The organism is Roseivivax jejudonensis (genome assembly GCF_900172265.1).
GTDB lineage: Bacteria > Pseudomonadota > Alphaproteobacteria > Rhodobacterales > Rhodobacteraceae > Roseivivax > Roseivivax jejudonensis.
The window spans coordinates 613360-631368 of the sequence record NZ_FWFK01000002.1 but is presented as its reverse complement, the minus strand read 5'-3'; the positions used below and the strand labels follow the sequence as shown (position 1 = coordinate 631368).

General features: G+C 67.3%; 13 protein-coding genes. 5 read left to right on the top strand and 8 right to left on the bottom strand.

Annotated features, from left to right (window positions below; all coding sequences use genetic code 11):
* Nucleotides 1–1380 (bottom strand): CmpA/NrtA family ABC transporter substrate-binding protein, encoded by a 1380-nt coding sequence (locus tag ROJ8625_RS07890; protein ID WP_085791314.1) that lies wholly within the window; start codon nucleotides 1378–1380, stop codon nucleotides 1–3.
* A gap of 212 nt (nucleotides 1381–1592) precedes the next feature.
* Here ROJ8625_RS07890 and ROJ8625_RS07885 point away from each other — a divergent pair, with 212 nt between their 5' ends.
* From ROJ8625_RS07885 to ROJ8625_RS07875, 3 genes are all read left to right on the top strand, one after another.
* The gene (locus ROJ8625_RS07885; protein ID WP_085791313.1) at nucleotides 1593–3446 is read left to right on the top strand and encodes a sigma 54-interacting transcriptional regulator; all 1854 of its coding nucleotides are present in this window, start codon (nucleotides 1593–1595) and stop codon (nucleotides 3444–3446) included.
* A 159-nt stretch (nucleotides 3447–3605) separates the two neighbouring features.
* A complete protein-coding gene (locus ROJ8625_RS07880) occupies nucleotides 3606–5651 on the top strand; it encodes an ATP-dependent helicase (RefSeq protein ID WP_085791312.1) in 2046 nt (681 codons plus the stop codon).
* 335 nt (nucleotides 5652–5986) lie between these two features.
* A complete protein-coding gene (locus ROJ8625_RS07875; protein WP_085791311.1) occupies nucleotides 5987–8122 on the top strand; it encodes a vanadium-dependent haloperoxidase in 2136 nt (711 codons plus the stop codon).
* 236 nt (nucleotides 8123–8358) lie between these two features.
* On the opposite strand, the gene ROJ8625_RS07870 is transcribed toward ROJ8625_RS07875, so the two are convergent.
* Genes ROJ8625_RS07870 through ROJ8625_RS07850 form a run of 5 tightly spaced genes read right to left on the bottom strand, consistent with a single transcriptional unit; the run spans nucleotide 8359 to nucleotide 14048 of the window.
* Complete coding sequence (locus ROJ8625_RS07870) at nucleotides 8359–9300, bottom strand: ABC transporter substrate-binding protein (RefSeq protein WP_143535080.1); 942 nt, start codon at nucleotides 9298–9300, stop codon at nucleotides 8359–8361.
* Nucleotides 9301–9344: 44 nt separating this feature from the next.
* Nucleotides 9345–10343 carry an ABC transporter permease gene (locus tag ROJ8625_RS07865; RefSeq protein WP_085791309.1) on the bottom strand — a complete coding sequence of 333 codons (999 nt, stop codon included), beginning with the start codon at nucleotides 10341–10343 and terminating at the stop codon, nucleotides 9345–9347.
* Entirely contained in the window at nucleotides 10343–11854 is a 1512-nt protein-coding gene (locus ROJ8625_RS07860; RefSeq protein ID WP_085791308.1) for a sugar ABC transporter ATP-binding protein, read from the bottom strand. The genes ROJ8625_RS07865 and ROJ8625_RS07860 overlap by 1 nt, the downstream gene beginning before the upstream one ends.
* A complete protein-coding gene (locus ROJ8625_RS07855) occupies nucleotides 11851–12993 on the bottom strand; it encodes a Gfo/Idh/MocA family protein (protein WP_143535073.1) in 1143 nt (380 codons plus the stop codon). The genes ROJ8625_RS07860 and ROJ8625_RS07855 overlap by 4 nt, the downstream gene beginning before the upstream one ends.
* Nucleotides 12990–14048, bottom strand: a complete 1059-nt coding sequence (locus ROJ8625_RS07850; RefSeq protein ID WP_085791306.1) for a sugar phosphate isomerase/epimerase family protein — start codon at nucleotides 14046–14048, stop codon at nucleotides 12990–12992. The genes ROJ8625_RS07855 and ROJ8625_RS07850 overlap by 4 nt, the downstream gene beginning before the upstream one ends.
* Before the next feature lie 129 nt (nucleotides 14049–14177).
* Here ROJ8625_RS07850 and ROJ8625_RS07845 point away from each other — a divergent pair, with 129 nt between their 5' ends.
* Both ROJ8625_RS07845 and ROJ8625_RS07840 read left to right on the top strand, forming a co-directional pair.
* On the top strand, nucleotides 14178–15164 hold the full coding sequence (locus ROJ8625_RS07845) for a LacI family DNA-binding transcriptional regulator (protein ID WP_085791305.1): 987 nt from the start codon (nucleotides 14178–14180) through the stop codon (nucleotides 15162–15164).
* Between the two features lie 169 nt (nucleotides 15165–15333).
* A complete protein-coding gene (locus ROJ8625_RS07840) occupies nucleotides 15334–15618 on the top strand; it encodes a GlsB/YeaQ/YmgE family stress response membrane protein (protein ID WP_085791304.1) in 285 nt (94 codons plus the stop codon).
* A gap of 18 nt (nucleotides 15619–15636) precedes the next feature.
* Here ROJ8625_RS07840 and ROJ8625_RS07835 read toward each other — a convergent pair whose 3' ends face one another.
* Both ROJ8625_RS07835 and ROJ8625_RS07830 read right to left on the bottom strand, forming a co-directional pair.
* Nucleotides 15637–16542: a 2-oxo acid dehydrogenase subunit E2 gene (locus tag ROJ8625_RS07835; RefSeq protein WP_085791303.1), complete on the bottom strand. Its 906-nt coding sequence runs from the start codon at nucleotides 16540–16542 to the stop codon at nucleotides 15637–15639.
* 1 nt (nucleotide 16543) lies between these two features.
* Nucleotides 16544–17995: an NAD-dependent succinate-semialdehyde dehydrogenase gene (locus ROJ8625_RS07830; RefSeq protein ID WP_085791302.1), complete on the bottom strand. Its 1452-nt coding sequence runs from the start codon at nucleotides 17993–17995 to the stop codon at nucleotides 16544–16546.
* Nucleotides 17996–18009: the final 14 nt, after the last annotated feature.

Below are 18009 nucleotides of genomic sequence, written 5' to 3'. Positions count from 1 at the left end.
TCAGCCCCGCCCGATCGCGAAGCTGGCGACGTAGTCCTCGGGCGTCGCGGGGTCGAACGTCTTGCCCATGATCGTGTGCGACTTGTAGGTCGTCTCGGGCGCCTCGTAGCCGAGATCGTTCATGACCTTGGCGCAGTCGGCCGCAAGGTAGACCTGCTCGGCCACGCCGCGGTAGTCGACATCGCCCTCTATGTAGCCCCAGCGCTTCATTTGCGTGAGAATCCAAACCCCCATGGAGTGCCAGGGGAACGGGTCGAAATCGATCCGGTCGGGCACGCGCTGCACCTCGCCGAGGCCGTCGGCATAGGTGCCGGTCAGCACCTGCTCGATCACCGGGACCGGCTGGTTGAGGTAGTTCGTCGGCGCGATCGCCTCCGAGATCTCGCTGCGGTTATCCGGGTTCGAGGCATATTGCGTCGCGTCCACGATCGACTTCAGGAGCGCGCCGTATGTGTTGGGCAGCTCGGTCGCGAAGCTTTGCGGACAGGCGAAGGCGCAGCAGGGGTGCCCTTCCCAGATGTCCTTCGTCAGGATGTGGATGAAGCCGATCTCTTCCCACACGGCGCGCTGGTTGAACGGGTCGGGCGACAGATAGCCGTCGAGGTTCCCGGCACGCAGGTTGGCGACCATCTCGGGCGGCGGCACCACGCGGATCTGGATGTCCTGGTCGGGATCGAGCCCGTGCTCGGCCACGTAGTAGCGCAGAAGGAAGTTGTGCATCGAGTATTCGAACGGCACGCCGAAGGTGAAGCCCTTCCACTGCTGCGGGTCGCGCTTGTCGAGGTGTTCGTTCGACAGGACGATCGCCTGGCCGTTGATGTTCTCGACCGCGGGCATGATGTAGGGCTCGGCCACCGACCCCGCGCCGAGCGTCATGGCGAGCGGCATCGGGGTGAGCATGTGGCTCGCGTCGTACTCGCCCGACAGCGACTTGTCGCGCGCCACGGCCCAGCCAGCGGTCTTGATGACCTGCGCGTTCAGCCCGTGCTTTTCGTAAAAGCCCATGGGCTGGGCCATGATGATCGGGGTGGCGCAGGTGATCGGCACGAAGCCGATCGACAGGTCGGTCTTTTCCGGCGGGCCCAATTCGTCGAGGATCGCCGCTTTGGCCTTGTCGAGCGGAAGGACCGAAGCGAGCGCCGCGGCCATGGTGCCGCCGCCCATCATGCCCATGAAGGACCGGCGGCTGACATCGCTATGGTTGAACACGGACCGCACGACGGCGCTTTCGACGGCGCGCTCCATCATCGCTTCGGTCGACATCGGCGCCGCGTCATGGCCGTGGCCGTCTCCCTTGGTGCAGCCGTGGCAGCCACAATCCGCACCGTGGCGCAGGTCGGTCTTTTCCGAGTACGGATCTCCGAGGCTCTTGATCGGCATGACGTTCCCCCTGTGATGGTTTGTGTGCCTTTCACACAATCATGTGCCTCTGCCGCGCCGCAGCGGAAGCCGGTGCCTGAAATTGATGCAGGATATTAAATATATTACTTATCAATGACTTGATCTGATTTGGGCGGGCGGAGGTATTACGATATTCCGTAATTTACGAGATCTCGCTGGGCCGCGCGGCGCGGATGCGCCATGGTTGCGTCATGCTCGACGGACAGGTGCCTTTCGATTCCATACTGGCGGCTGTGCCCGACGCCGCCGTCCTGCTCGATGCGTCCGCCGACAAAGCCGTCGGCTGGAACGACAAGGCCGAGGCACTGCTCGGCCTCGCCGCAACGGAGGGACACGGGGTGTCGGCGCGGCTCGGGTCAGCGCTGCCCCGGTTCATCGTATTTCTGGAGGAGGTGGAGCATCGCGGCGCCGCCTGGACCCGAGATATCGAGCTTCCGGACGCGCCCCGCTGCGAGATCCGCGGCCGGCCGGTTTCCGGCGTTTCCGGGCTCTTCCTGGTCGTGCTGCACGACCTGCGCGAGCTCGAGCGGCACGCCCAGATCTCCGAGACCGCCGACCTGCACCGCGCTGGCGTTGGCGAATGGAAGCGCGCGCAGGGTTTCTTTACCGAGCTCGAACGTCAGAACCAGCTGATCCTCAACGCCGCGGGCGAGGGGATCTATGGAGTCAACGCCGAGGGCAAGACCACCTTCGTCAACCGCGCCGCGCAGGAGATGCTCGGCTGGACCTCCGAGGACCTGCTCGGGCGCGACATGCACGCGCTCATCCACCACCACCACCTGAACGGCGATGTCTACCACGCGCAGGATTGCCCGATCTATCGCGCCTTCCGCTTCGAACAGGTGCACCGGATCGAGGACGAGGTGTTCTGGCGCAAGGACGGGCGGCCGATCCGCGTCGAATACGTCTCCACGCCGATCTACGATCAGAAGATGCTGGCCGGTGCCGTCATCATCTTTCGCGACATCACGGAGCGAAAGGAGAACGAACGCCGGCTGCGCGAGGCGATGGACCAGGTGGCCGAACTGCGCGACAGGCTGGAGCAGGAGAACGCGTATCTGCAGGAGGCGATCAGCACCGAGCGGGCGCATCACGATATCCTCGGACATTCGCCGCAGATCCGGCAGTTGCTGACCAAGGTGGAGCTCGTGGCGCGTACAGACGCCACCGTCGTCATCACCGGCGAACCGGGCACGGGCAAGTCGCTGGTGGCCACCGAGATCCACAAGGAATCCGATCGCGGGCGGCGCCCGCTCATTCACTTCAAGTGCGGGGCGGTGGCGCCGGACGCGGTGGATGCGGAGCTGTTCGGCCAGGTGCGCGGCGCGTCCGCCGGGGCTCTGCGCGACCGGCCGGGCAAGCTGGAGCTGGCCCACGGCGGCACGCTGTTCCTCGAGGATGTCGAAGAGCTTCCGCCCGACTCGCAGGGGCGGCTTCTGCACGCGCTGCAGGATGGCGCCGTCACGCGGCTCGGTGACACGCGGGCGCGCGCCATCGACGTGCGCGTGATCGCCGCCACCGCGCGCTCTCTCGACGACGAGGTGCGGCGCGGGCGGCTTCGCGAGGATCTGCGGCTCTTCCTCGACGTCTTTCCGATCGCGTGCACGCCACTGCGCGACCGGCCCGAGGACATCCCGGTCATCGCGACGCACCTGCTGCAGCTCGCGTGCGCGAGGCTTTACCGCGATCCGCCGATCATCACCGAACGCACGATGCAGGAACTGTGCCAGTACCACTGGCCCGGCAACGTGCGCGAGCTGCGCAACGTGATCGAACGCAGCGCGATCCTGTCCACGCGCGGCAAGCTCGTGGTCGAGCTCGGCGTCTCCCCCGGGGCCGCCCGCGGCCCGCAGGTCGGGGCGCGGACCGAAGCGGACATCCAGCAGGCGATCCGCGAGAACCTGCTCGCGTGCCTGCGCGAGGCTGACGGAAAGGTGGCCGGTCCGCGCGGCGCTGCGGCCCTGCTCGGCGTGCCGCCGACCACCTTCTATTCGCGGCTGCGCGCCTTCGGGATCAAGGCGTCCGAGTGGGATGGCCACGGGTAGGGCGCCCGATCCCGGGCCGCGGATGAAGATCGGACCGCGTCGGGTCTGCGCGTTGCCTCGCGGCGGACTGCACCCGGCACCGTCATTCGCAACCATCGATGTTCCCAATATGTTCTGATTTGGTTAAGGTTGGCCAAAAGGTGCGACACGGGGCAGGGCATGACGACCGCGGATTACCTGGACACGCTGAACGACCAGCAACGCAGGGCGGTGGAGTTCGGCGCGGACGGCGCCGCGCCGGCGCCGCCGCTTCTCGTCATTGCGGGCGCAGGATCGGGCAAGACGAACACGCTGGCGCACAGGGTCGCGCACTTGATCGTCGGCGGGGCAGATCCAAGGCGCATCCTTCTGATGACTTTCTCGCGACGTGCGGCGACGGAACTGGCCCGCCGGGTCGAGCGGATCACGACGCGGGCCCTCGGCACGGGCATCGCGGCCGAGGCGCTGGTCTGGTCCGGCACCTTTCACGGGATCGGCGCGCGGATCCTGCGCGAGAACGCCGCCGCCATCGGGCTGAACCCCGATTTCTCGATCCATGACCGGGAGGACAGCGCCGACCTGATGAATCTCTGCCGGCACGGGCTCGGCTTCTCGGGGACCAAGACCCGCTTTCCGACGAAGGCAACCTGCCTTGCGATCTACTCGCGCACCGTCAACTCCGAGGCCGCGCTTCGGGACGTGCTGCAGGATCATTTCCCGTGGGCGGCGGCGTGGGAGGCCGAACTGAAACAGCTCTTCGGGGCCTACGTGACGGCCAAGCAGGAGCAGAACGTTCTCGACTACGACGACCTGCTGCTGGCCTGGGCCCAGGTCATGGCGCACCCGGATTTCGCGGCGCATGTCCGTACGGCGTGGGATCATGTGCTCATCGACGAATACCAGGACACCAACCGTTTGCAGGCGCGCGTCTTGATGGCGCTTGCGCCCGACGGGCGCGGGCTCACTGTCGTCGGCGACGACGCACAGTCGATCTATGCCTTCCGCGCGGCCACGGTGCGCAACATCCTCGACTTCCCGGCCAGCTTCTCGCCACCGGCGGACATCATCACGCTGGAGCGGAACTACCGCTCGACCCAGCCGATCCTTGCCGCCGCGAACGGAGTGATCGGCGAGGCGCGGGAGCGGTTCACCAAGGATCTGTGGACCGAACGGGTGTCGACCGACAGGCCGCGCCTCGTGACCTACGCCACCGAGGGTGACCAAGCCCGGCACATCGTCGACAGCGTGCTGGAGGATCGTGAAACCGGCACGCCGCTGAAGGAGCAGGCCGTACTCTTCCGCACCTCCAGCCATGCGGCGCAGCTCGAAGCCGAACTCGTCCGCCGCAACGTGCCCTACGTCAAGTTCGGTGGGCTCAAGTTCCTCGACAGCGCGCACGTAAAGGATCTGCTCGCCTTCCTGCGCTTCGGCCAGAACCCCCGCGATCGGGTCGCGGGCTTTCGCGTGTTGCAGCTGATCCCCGGCGTCGGACCCAAGGCCGCGGGACAGGTTCTGGACGCTCTGGAGCTGTCCGCCGATCCGAGGACAGGGCTGCGAGAAGCCGCGCCGCCGCCGCGCGCGGGGTCCGATTGGCCGGCGTTCGTCGATGCCATGGCGACGGACGCACCGTGGCCCGCCGCGCTGAACCTCGCCCGCGTCTGGTATGAGCCGCACCTGGATCGCATCCACGAGGATGCCGAGGCAAGGCGCGCCGACCTCGCGCAGCTTGAACAGATCGCGACCGGGTATGCCTCGGCGCAGGCGTTCCTGACCGAGCTCACGCTCGATCCCCCGGATGCGACCAGCGATCAGGCCGGCGTCCCGCTCAAGGACGAAGACTACCTGATCCTGTCGACGATCCACTCTGCCAAGGGGCAGGAATGGCGGTCGGTCCACGTCCTGAATTGCGTCGATGGCTGCATTCCCTCGGATCTCGGCACGGGCACAACCGACGAGATCGAGGAGGAGCGCCGGCTTCTCTACGTCGCGATGACCCGGGCCAAGGACCGGCTGTCCCTCGGCGTGCCGCAGCGGTTTTACGTCACCAACCAGACACGGAACGGCGACCGGCACGTCTACGCGCTCCGGTCACGCTTCATTCCGAAGACGATCCTCGACCGCTTCGAGGTGACGCACTGGTCGCCGCTGCAATCGGGGCGCGCGACGCGGTCCGCACCGGCGCCCATCGACGTCGCGGCGCAGATGCGCAACATGTGGTTGGAGTAGAGGGAGCCGCGCACGCTGTCCTCTGGCCGATCCGGGCGGTGACATGGGCCGCGCTGCGGCGGGCCGCTTCATCCCTCCTGTCTCTCGACCGCCCGGCCGCACCGGTATGCGTCTCAAGACCGCGCGCCTGGTTTCGGTGGAATTCTGCCTATCCGCGCGCTACCGCCATGGGCGATTGACGTGCAACCATTGGTAGTTCATCATCCATTATTATCTCGCGCGGCGCCTCATTTCAGCGCCCCTGCAGCCGCGCAATTTCAACGTCCCGACGACCCGACCCGTGCGCGGCTGACCTCGCGTACGGGACCAAAATTCATTTTTCTGGAGTCATTCCGATGAAGCTACCGCTTGCCGAGCCTGTGCCCGCCGGATCAGAGCGCGCCCAGCATGCGAAGTCCTACCGTGACCTGGCGACCGAGATTGCCCGACTGAACCCGCAAGCCCTGACCCGCGCCAACGGGGAGGAGGCCGATCATGGCCCGCGCAAGGGCAAGAAAGGCGAAGAGGTCGGCGCTCGCCACCCAGTGAACTTCACCAAGGGTCTGAAGCACGATTCCTGTGGCCTGCTCGAGGATCCGGAACACTACCGGCTGTTCGTCGAGGCGATCAACGCGCCGGATTCTGCGCTGTTCGAAAAGCACGTGATCTCCGCCGCCGATGTGTTCGAGGAGACCGGAGAGGGCTTTCACTGCCCCGAAAAGGTGACCTGCCACGGCGAGGAGAAGGTGCCGTGGCGCGGCTGGGAAAGCCCCCGCGCGGGACATGTCTACGAGCTTCAGGGGCCGGATGCGGGATCGGTCGGGATGGCCCCTGCGCCGCGCGTCGGCTCGTCCGAACTCGCCGCGGAGATGGCCGAGGTCTACGCGCTCGCGATCCTGCGTGACGTGCCCTTCGCCACGATCTGCGCGGGCGAGGGCAAGAAGCTCTGTCCATCGGCCAAGGATCCCGGAGAGGCCGAACTGAACGCAGGCCAGATCGTCGATCTGCTGAACAAAATGCCGTTCTTCTCCGGCAAGGACGTCTGTTCCTCCACGCCGCACAATGTCGACGGCAGCGGGCTCAACCGCTTTGAACGCAACCGGCGATGGGGGCGCACGCTGTCGCCGAATGGACAGCTGACGGCGGTCAACGCCTTCCGCGGCTCGACCAAGGGCGCGCATGAAGGCCCTTACGTGTCGCAGTTCATGCTGATCGGTGCGACGTCGCTGGCGTGCGGCTCCAACGGAAAATCCAGCTTTCCCGCCCTCGATGCCAGCTGGGACCTGCAGGACGGATTCATTCCCTACGGCTCTCTCGCCATCGACCAGCGGACGCTGACGCACAAGAACTGCCTCGATTACATGACCGATTGGTGTTCGTGGCTCGATGTCCAGAATGGCGCGAACTTCAAGGGCGCGGACCAGTTCGAGGATACGCGCCGGTTCATCACCACGCCGCGCGACCTTGCGACCTACGTGCATTTCGACGCGCTCTACGAGGCGTATCTCAACGCCTGCCTGATCATGCTGTCGCTCGGGGTTCCCGCATCCAAGGGCTTCCCGGAAGTCAGCCCCTCGGGCCGGCGTGACGCGTTCGCGACCTTCGGCGGCCCGCACATACTCAGCCTCGTCTGCGAGGTGGCCACGCGCTGCCTGAAGGCAGTCCGGCGGCAAAAGTTCAACTACCACCGGCGGGCGCGGCCCGAGGCGATCGGCGGACGGTTCAGCCTGCTGTGTATGGACGAGGACAAGCTCGGCTGCACGACAGAAGCCTTCCGCAAGTCGCTCGGCGAAATCCCCGATCCGCTGCTCGACGCGATCCGCGCTCACAATTCCAAGCAGAACGAGATGCGAGACATGCGCAACGTGCGCTGCGACGGCGCGTCCTGCCTGCCTGACGGCGTGGACCGCGACGCCTTCGCGCGATGCAACCTGCTGCTGCCCATGGCCTTCCCCGAAGGCTCGCCGATGCACCCGGCCTACGGCGCGGGGCATGCCACGGTCGCGGGCGGCTGCGTGACCATGCTCAAGGCGTTCTTCGAGATGTTCGAGGATTGCGACAGCGGCGAGGAGCGGGGCCTGTGCCTACCCGACGGCACGCCGATCATCTACGAACCGAACGACGATGGTTCGGCCCTGCGCAAATCACCGAAGTTCAAGAAAAAGCTGACGATCCAGGGCGAACTGGACAAGCTCGCCGCGAACATCTCTATCGGCCGCAACATGGCCGGCGTGCATTACTACTCCGATTACTACGACAGCCTGCGGATGGGCGAACGCGTGGCGCTCGGTATTCTCATGGAACAGGCGCCGAGCTACGGCGAGTCGATTGAGACAACGTTCAAGTCGTTCGACGGGGACTACGTTACGCTCTCCGGCGAAGGCGGAAGCTGTCCGTCGATTTCGGTGATCGGCCGCGACGGCAACCCGGTGCTCCCGCACGATTGGTGGCTGCGCCACGTGGCGGGGCAGGAAGTGAGCCTCGATCTGTAGTCAGAGGGCGTTGGGGCGGTGGCCTCTGCCGCCCCGTTCGTTGACTTGCCCGGCGATCTTCCGGCCACACCGATGCCGCGCGCATCACGCTGGAGGGGGCGGGTTCGAGAGCCGGAGCAGCGCCATCTCCAGTGCCCCGAAGCATCCGCTGTGGGTCGGCAAACGCAAACCGCCCGCCGGAGGGACCGGCGGGCGGCGATTGTCGCGGCACCGAAGTGCCAGGAGCGGACCTCCGATCAGAACGGGCTGTCGGGGTAGTAGTACTGCTCCGCGTTCTCTTCGGTGATGAGGACCGAGCCGATGGTGAACGTCCCCGACACCGGCGCGTTCGACACGAGGCCGACCGCGGTCATCTCGATCGCGGTGGCGATCATCGCGGGCGGATACGTCACGTCGGCGGGGATCATGTCGTCGCCCTCCATCACGCGCTGGACCATCTCCTTCATGCCGGCCCCGCCGAGCACGAACTGGATGTCCTCGCGGCCAGCGGCCTCGATCGCGGCGAGCACGCCGACGGCCATGTCGTCGTCCGAGGCCCAGACGGCATCGATCTGGTCGTGCTTCTGCAGGAAGTCCTGCATCACGTTGAAGCTGTCGTCACGGTTCCAGTTGCCGTGCTCCATGTCGATGATGTTGATGCCCGAGCCCTCGATCGCCTCTTCGAAGCCCGCGACCCGCTCGTTGTCGATGGTCGTCGGGATGCCGCGCAGGACGACGATGTCGCCGCCGTCCGGCATCTGCTCGGCCATGTATTCGCCAGCCACCCGGCCGAAGCCCGGGTTGTCGCCCGCCACGTACAGATCCTCGATCCCCTCGACCGATAGCCCGCGGTCGACGACCGTGACCCACGTGCCGCTCTCGGCGACGGACTGGATCGGCGGGGTCAGCGGGTCGGACTCAAAGGGCAGGACCACCAGCGCGTCGATGCCGCGCGTGGCGACCATGTCCTCGATGTCGTTGACCTGCGCGCCGGCATCCGACGCCGCGGTGAGCACGAAGTCGAGCTCGGGATACGTCTCCTCGAGCCGCTCGACGGTCTCTTGCGCGTGGAAGTTCATGCCGCCCGCCCAGCCGTGCGTGGCGGCCGGGATCGACACGCCGATCACGGTGGTCTCGTCCTGGGCCCAGGCTGCGCCGGACATCGCCAGCATGGTGCAGCCCATCAGCGCCGTCTTCATGTAACTCATTGCGTTTTCCTCCCTCTTTTCGGTCGGCCGGGCCGTCAGCCCTTGGCCTTGGCTTCCCGCTGCAGAATGACCGCGAGAATGATGATGACCCCCTGGATCGCGCCGTTCAGGTACGGCGAGACGAGGTCGGTCAGGTTCAGGATGTTGTCGATCAGGCTCAGGATCAGGACGCCGATGACAGTGCCCCAGACGCGCCCGAAGCCGCCCTTGAGAACGGTGCCCCCGATGATGACGGCGGCGATCGCCTCGAGCTCCCACAGCAGGCCCGTGGACGCCGACGCCGACCCCAACCGCGGCACGTACATGATCGTGGCGACGCCCACGAGCAGGCCCAGCATCGCGTAGGTCAGCAGGCGCGTCCGGTTCACGTCGACGTTGGAGTAGTGCGCCACGCTCTCGTTCGACCCGATGGCAGCGCAGTGCCGGCCGAACTTCGCGCGGCTCATCAGGAGCTCGCCCACGATCACGACAATCGCGAAGACGATGATCGGCCACGAGATTCCGAGGATGCCGTCGAAATAGACCGGGCGATAGAAGGTCCGCAGTTCGAAATCGAGCGACAGCGTGCCGCCGTCGGCGAGCCACGTGACGAGGCTGCGATAGATGCCCATCGACCCAAGCGTCACGATGAACGCCTCGATCCCGAGCGTGGTGATGAGAAAGCCGTTCAGGAGCCCCGCCACGAGCCCGGCGAGCAGCGCGACAGCCATTCCCAGAAGGATGATCGGAACGCCCACGCCGAGCGATGGCAGGGCGGCGTTCATCACGAGGATCATCAGCCCGGCGATGAAGGCCGCCATCGACCCGACCGACAGATCGAGCCCGCCGGCGGTGATGACGAAGGTCATGCCGACGGCGATGATCCCGATGAAGGCGGACCGTGCAAGCACGTTGGTGATGTTCGCCGTGCCGAGGAAGTTCGCGTTGAGCGACGCGCCGATCACGACCAGGACGATCAGTGCGAGGACCGGGCCGAGCACGCTCATCGACGGCAGGGCGCGGCGCATCGGGGAATTGGTGGTTTCCGAGGTCATCAGGCGGCCCTCTCGCTGTCGCCGGCGCCGACGCCCATGGCGAGGCGCACGATGGCGTCTTCCGTGATCTCGTCGCCCGACAGCGTGCCGGAGACGCGGCCGAGGCGCATCACCAGCACGCGGTCGGCGAGGCCGATCACCTCCTGCATCTCGGACGAGATCATCACCACGGCACGGCCGGAGGCCGCGAGCGTCCGCAGAAAGGCGTAGATCTGCTGCTTGGTGCCGATATCGATGCCGCGCGTCGGCTCGTCGGCGATCAGGATCGACGGATCGGACATCATGACCTTGGCCAGCAGCAGTTTCTGCTGGTTGCCGCCGGACAGGTTCCCGACCCGCATCTCGCGTCGGCCGGCACGGATGTCGAATTCCTCGATGGCGCGGTCGAGCGCGCGCTCTTCCGCAGCGCGGTCGATCATCAGCCCGCCGAACTGGTCGAGCGATTGCAGCGTCAGGTTGACCCGCATCGACTTGTCGAGGAGCAGCCCGCGCAGCTTGCGGTCCTCAGTCATGTAGCACAGCCCGTGTTCGAGCGCGTCCGACGGTCGCCGGATGTCGATTTTCGCGCCGTCGATCTCGATCCGCTCGGCGCGGGCGGGGCGCAATCCGCAGAGACCCTCCATCGCCTCGGTCCGGCCCGAGCCGATCAGCCCGGCGATGCCAAGGATCTCGCCCCGGCGGAGCTCGAAGCCGACCCCCTCGGCGTGGCCCGGAACATCGAGGCCGGTGACGCGCAGCACCACATCGTCCGGCGCTCCGGCCTTGTCGGGGTATAGGTCGGAGACGTCGCGCCCGACCATCGCGGTGGCCATGCCATCCTCGTCGATGTCTGCGGCGCGGCCGTCATGCACCACGGCGCCGTCGCGCAGGACCGTGACGTGGTCGGCGATCGCGGCGACCTCGCCCAGCTTGTGCGAGGTGAAGAGGATGGCCGTGCCGTCCGCCTTCATCGCGCGAACCTGTTCGAACAACGTCTCGGTTTCCGAGCCCGTGAGCACGGCTGTCGGTTCGTCCATGATCAGCACGCGCGCGTCGCGGCTGAGCGCCTTGGCGATCTCGACCATCTGCTTGTCCGAGTTGGACAGCTGCGACACCCGCGTGTCGGGGTGCACCGTGCAGTTCACCCGGTCGAGGTACTCGCGCGCCAGCCGGCGCATCCGCGCCTTGTCGAGAAACCAGCCGTTGTGAAGCTCCCGTCCGAGAAAAATGTTCTGTTCGACAGTCAGTTGCTCGGCGAGGTTGAACTCCTGGTGTATCATCACGATCCCGGCTTCCTCGCCCTCGTGGAGCGAGCCGAACGAGACCTCCTCGCCGTCGAGCAGGATCCGTCCGGACGTGGCGGGCTGGTAGCCCGCGAGGATCTTCATCGTGGTGGACTTGCCCGCGCCGTTCTCGCCGATGAGCGCCAGCACCTCGCCCGCGCGCAGGTCGAGATCGACGCCGTGCAGGACCTCGACCGGACCGAAGCTCTTGCGCACGTCGCGCAGGCTCAGGACGGGCGCATCGGTCATATCGTCACCCAGGCCGCGTCATCCTTCGACGAGGCGACGCAGGCGCGGATGAAGGCCATGCCGTCGAGCCCGTCAGACAGGCCGGGCAGGGCGCCCATCACCGCATCGCGCGACTGGCCCTGCTGCACCGCGCGGATGGCACCGGCCGCTTCGGTGTAGAGCGTGGCGAAGGCTTCGAGGTAACCCTCCGGGTGGCCGGGCGGAATCCGGCTGACGGATGTCGCCGGCTCCGTCGCGCCGGCGCCGTTCCGGGTGATCCGCTGCGACGGCTCGCCGTGCCGCGTGAACCAGAGGTAGTTCGGATCCTCCTGCGCCCATTCCAGCGCGCCCTTGTCGCCGTAGAGGCGCAGCCGCAGCCCGTTCTCGCGCCCGGGCGCCACCTGGCTGCACCAGAGCATGCCGCGCGCGCCGCTGTCGTAGCGCAGCATGATATGCGCGTTGTCGTCGAGCGCGCGGCCCGCTCCGAAGCTGTGAAGGTCGGCGGCCAGACGATCGGGCAGCTGTCCGGTCACGAAGGCGGCGAGGTTGTAGGCATGGGTGCCGATGTCGCCGATGGCGCCGCCCGCGCCGGAGCGTTCGGGGTCTGTGCGCCACTCGGCCTGTTTTACGCCCTCGGTCTCGACCGCGTCGGTCATCCAGTCCTGCGGATACTCTGCCTGAACGACGCGCAGCGTCCCGAGCGCACCGTCCTCGACCATCGCGCGCGCCTGCCGGATCATCGGGTAGCCGGTGTAGTTGTGCGTCAGCACGAAGAGCGCGTCGCTGTCCTTGACGGCGGCCTCCATCGCCGCTGCGTCGTCGAACGTTGCGGTCAGCGGCTTGTCGCAGATGACGTGGATACCGCGCTCCAGAAAAGGCTTTGCCGCCGCGAAGTGGACGTGGTTCGGCGTGACGATGCTGACCGCTTCGATCCCGTCGGACCGGCCCGCTTCGGCCTCGGCCATTTCGTCGTAGCTGCCGTAGGACCGGTCCGGATCGAGGCCGAGGGCCTCGCCGCTCTTCTTCGCCTTCTCGGGCGTGGAGCTGAGCGCCCCGGCCACGAGATCGAAATGCCCGTCGAGGCGGCTGGCGATCCGGTGCACGCCGCCGATGAAGGCGTCGGCGCCGCCGCCGACCATGCCGAGTCGGATTCGTGTCATACGTCGAGTCCCAGAAGCTTGCGGTTGGTCGCATCGTCGATGTCGCCGCCCGCGAAATCGTCGAAGGCGTGCGGGGTGACGCGGATGATGTGGTCACGCACGAACTGTGCGCCCTCGCGGGCACCGTCCTCGGGATGCTTGAGCGCGCATTCCCATTCGACCACGGCCCAGCCGTCGAAATCGATCGCCGCCATCTTGGAGAAGATCGCGCCAAAATCGACCTGGCCGTCGCCCGGCGAGCGGAAACGGCCGGCCCGGTTCACCCAAGACTGGTAGCCGCCATACACACCCTGCCGGCCGGTCGGATTGAACTCGGCATCCTTGACGTGGAACATCTTGATGCGTTCGGCATAGATGTCGATGTTGTCAATGTAATCAAGGCACTGCAGGACGTAGTGCGACGGGTCGTAGAGCATGTTGCACCGCGTGTGCCCGTCGAGCCGCTCGAGGAACATCTCGAACGTGATCCCGTCGTGCAGATCCTCCATCGGGTGGATCTCGTAGCAGACATCGACGCCGCACTCCTCGGCGTGATCGAGGATCGGCCGCCAGCGCGCGGCAAGCTCGTCGAAGGCCGTGTCGACGAGGCCCTGCGGGCGCTGCGGAAACGGGTAGACGAACGGCCAGACGAGCCCACCGGAAAACGTGACATGCTGGCCGATCCCCAGGTTTTTAGACGCGCTCAGCGCCTTCTTCACCTGCTCCACCGCCCAGGCCTGCCGCTCCTTCGGCTTGCCCTGGACTTCGGGCGGAGCGAACCCATCCACCCAGGCGTCGTAGGCGGGGTGCACGGCGACCAGCTGACCGAGGATGTGCGAGGACAGGTCCGACACCTCGACGCCGTTGGCACGTGCCGTGCCCAACCATTCGTCGCAGTAATCTTTCGAGGTGGCGAGCTTGTCGAGGTCGACGAGCCGCGCGTCCCAGACCGGAACCTGCACGCCCTCATAGCCACACTCGGCCGCCCATCGGGTGATGCCGTCCCACGAGTTGAAAGGAGCCTCGTCCCCGGCGAATTGCGCAAGGAACAGGCCAGGGCCCTTGATCGTCTTCATGCGTCCTCCCTTTCCCGGCGGTGCGCCGCTCTTCGACAGCGCTTCGGCACGGGTGATGTAATCGATTACATCATGTGTGTATCTTGCAGGCAAGCCCCGATCCCGGCTTAACGCGCCAAAGGAGTCCGCATGCCGGTCAAAGTCCGTATCGCCGATGTCGCCGCGGCCGCCGGTGTGTCCACTGCAACTGTAAGCCGCGCGCTGTCCTCGCCGGATGTGGTGGGCGCCGAGACCCGCGCGAGGGTCATGGCGGCGGTGCAGGCGACCGGCTACCGGATCAACGCAGCCGCACGTGACCTGCGCCAGCAGCGCGCGCGATCGATCCTCGTGCTCGCGCCCAACCTCGCGAACACGTTCTTCAGCCGCATCATCGCGGCGGTCCAGGAAGTCGCGGGCCAGGCCGGGCTGGCGGTTCAGATCTCCGACAGCCGCACCGATCCTGACCTGCTGCAGAGCCTCGGGCATAACGGGCGCGCGGACGGGATCCTCCTGCTCGACGGCGCGCTGCCGCCGGACCTGGTGCGCGGCTGGCGACTGCCGGTGGTGCAGGTGTGCGAATGGAACGACGCCTACGAGGTGCCCAGCCTGCGGATCGACAACGCCGCCGCCGCCCGGATGGCCGTGGCGCATCTGCGCGACCTCGGCCATACCCACCTGCTGCACGTGGCGGGGCCGGCTGACAACGTGTTGGGCCAGACACGCGAGCGCGGTTTCGTCGACGCCGCACGCGCCTTCGGGCTCGGCGCGACGGTCTTGCCCGGCGATTTCACGATGGCTTCAGGCGCGCGGTCGGCCCGCGCCTGGGCCGAGATGCCGGACAGGCCCTCCGCCGCCTTCACCGCCTCGGACGAATGCGCGTTCGGCTTCATTTCCGAATGCAACCGAATGGGGTTCGCCGTGCCGGGCGACGTGAGCGTGATCGGCTTCGACGACGTCGATTTTGCCGGCCATTTCATTCCGGCACTGACAACGATCCACCAGCCGCGCGCGCGGCTCGGTCGACAGGCGGCCGAACGATTGGTGAGCGCGCTGGGCGCGTCGGAGCGCCTGACCCACGAGCAGGTGATCATCGACCCCAACCTGATGATCCGCGCGAGCACGGCGCCGCGGACCTGAGGGCCCGCACCGACACCTCGAGACGCCGGGCGTCGAAGAGGGATCGGCACGCGCCGCGCCCGCGTTGCGCCTGCAGAGACGGGCAGGCGGCTGGACGTGGGGCGCGCCGCTTGGCACGTCTGAATTCACGGGCGGCGCACGAGCCGCGACACATCAAAAGGGGCGCGACATGGAAGGACTACTGGATGCGATCGGGCTGCTGGCGCTCCTGATCCTCATCGCGATCGGTCTCGGGGCCGGATACCTCGCGGGGCGGATCGCGGGCCGGAACATGCCGCTCTACATCATTGTCGGCGTCGTGGCGGCGGTCGCCACGCCGTTTCTCCTCGCGGCGCTCGGTCTCGGAGTGCTGGCGGCCGGCGGCCTGCTTCTGCTCGCACTCGTGGCGGCCGTGGGGGCGCTGATCGTCCTCGCGATCGTGCGCGCGATACTCGGACGCGGCGAGAAGCACTAGCCGGACGCACCGCCCGGCTCAGATCAGCAGGCGACGAGGCTCCTCGAGATAGCCGGCATAGGTGCGCAGAAAACGCGCCGCGTCGGCGCCGTTGATCACGCGGTGATCGTAGGACAGATCGAGCGGAACCCGCGCCACCGGCGCCGGACCGCCGTCGATCCATTCGGTGGCGGTCTCGGTCCGCGTCAAGCCGAGGATCGCGACCTCGGGCGGATTGACGATCGGGGTGAAGCCCGCGCCGCCGATACCTCCGAGATTGCTGATCGTCATCGACGCGCCGCCCATCTCGTCGGGTCGGATCTTGCGTGCCTGCGCGCGTCCCGCGAGGTCCGCGATCTCTGCCGCGATGGCCCACAGACCCTTGCGGTCGGCCTCGCGGATCACCGGCACGATCAGCCCGTAGGCCGTATCGACCGCGATCCCGACATGAACGTAGTTCTTGAGCACCAACGTCTCGCCGTCTGGCGTGAGCGAGGCGTTGAACCGCGGGAAGTCACGCAGGCATCGTGAGAGCGCGACCACGTGAAAGGCCAGCGCGGTCAGCTTCACGCCGCGGGCACGCCCCTCGTCCTTCCACGCCGTGCGTAGCGCCTCGATCCGGTCGGTGCGGGCATGGTCGTGATGGGTGACCGCCGGGATCAGCGCCTGCGCGGCGGCGAGGTTGCGCGCCGCCGCCTGCGCGATGCGGCTCATGGGCTCATGCGTGACGGGACCGTATTGCGCATGATCCACGTCCCAGTAGCGGGTCGCATCGGACGCCACGGGGGCCGGGGCTGCCGGAGCCGCGGCATCGCTTGGACCTTCGGCCGCGAGGTCCTCGTGTCCGAGCGTGGTGCGGCCGAGCGCGCGGGCGCGGGCATCGAGGTCGATACCTGCCGCGTTGGCGCGGGCCCGTACGGACGGGGAGGCCTTGATCTCGCTCATCTTACCACGCCGCCGAAATGTACTGGGTTTCCATGAATTCGAGCATGCCCTCGTGGCCGCCTTCGCGTCCGAGGCCGGATTGCTTGGTCCCGCCGAAGGGCGCCGCCGGATCGGACACCAATCCCCGGTTGAGTCCGACCATGCCGTAGTCCAGACGCTCGCACACGCGCATGCCGCGCTTCATGTCTTCGGTAAAGACGTAGGCGACGAGGCCGTACTCCGTGTCGTTCGCGCGCCGGGTGACCTCCGCTTCGGTGGTGAAGGTCTGGATTGCGGCGACCGGTCCGAAAATCTCGTCATGCACGCAATCGGCGGTCTCGGGAACGCGCGACAGGACGGTTGGCGGGTAGAAGTAGCCCTTGCCGTCCGGGGCGGTCCCGCCGAGTTCGAGCGTCGCGCCCTTGGCGAGCGCATCCGCCACGAAGGCCGCGACCTTGTCGCGCGTTTCGGCGTTGACCAGCGGCCCCACGTCGACATCCGGGTCGGTCCCGTCCCCGACCGTCAGCGCGCCCATCGCAGCGGCGAAGCGGCGGGTAAACTCGGCCGCGACATCCTCGTGGACGTAGAACCGGTTGGCGGCGGTGCACGCCTCGCCCAGGTTGCGCATCTTCGCGAGCATCGCGCCCTCGACCGCCACGTCGAGATCGGCATCCTCGAACACGATCAGCGGCGCATTCCCGCCCAGTTCCATCGCCGGTTTCAGCACCTGGTCGGCGGCCGAGTGCAGCAGCTTGCGCCCCACGCCGGTGGATCCGGTGAACGACACCACCCGCACCCGTGGATCGTGCAGCATGTGATCGACCAAAGCGCCCGTCCGCTTCGACGGCAGCACGTTGACGAGGCCGGGCGGCACGCCCGCCTCCTCCAGAAGCGGCATCAGCGCGAGCATGGTCAGCGGGGTTTCCGACGCGGGCTTGATGACGACGCCGCATCCAGCGGCGAGTGCGGGCGCGATCTTCCGCGTGCCCATCGCCGCGGGATAGTTCCACGGGGTCACGAGGACCGCGAGCCCGGCAGGCTTGTGCTGCACGATGATGCGCGCGCCCGACGCGGGGGCGCGGGTGATCATGCCGTCGGCGCGCACCGCCTCCTCGGCGAACCACCGAAAGAACTCGGCGGCATAGGCGGCCTCGCCGCGCGCATCGGCGCCGGCCTTGCCGTTCTCCAGCGTGATGAGATGCGCGAAGTGATCGAGCCGGGCGGTCATCAGCTCCCACGCGCGGCGCAGCACCTCGGAGCGTTGCCGCGGCGTGCGCGCGGCCCAGTCGTCCATCGCCGCTTGTGCCGCATCGAGCGCGGCGTCGGCATCGGCGATGTCGGCAGAGGCGACCGACGCCAGCACCTCCTCGGTCGCGGGGTTCACGACATCGAACCGGTCGTCGCGGGGCTGCCACGCGCCGTTGATCCACAGGTCCGTGTGCAGCGGGTCGATCTTGTGTCCGAGCTCGGTCATCGTCGGCTCTCCCT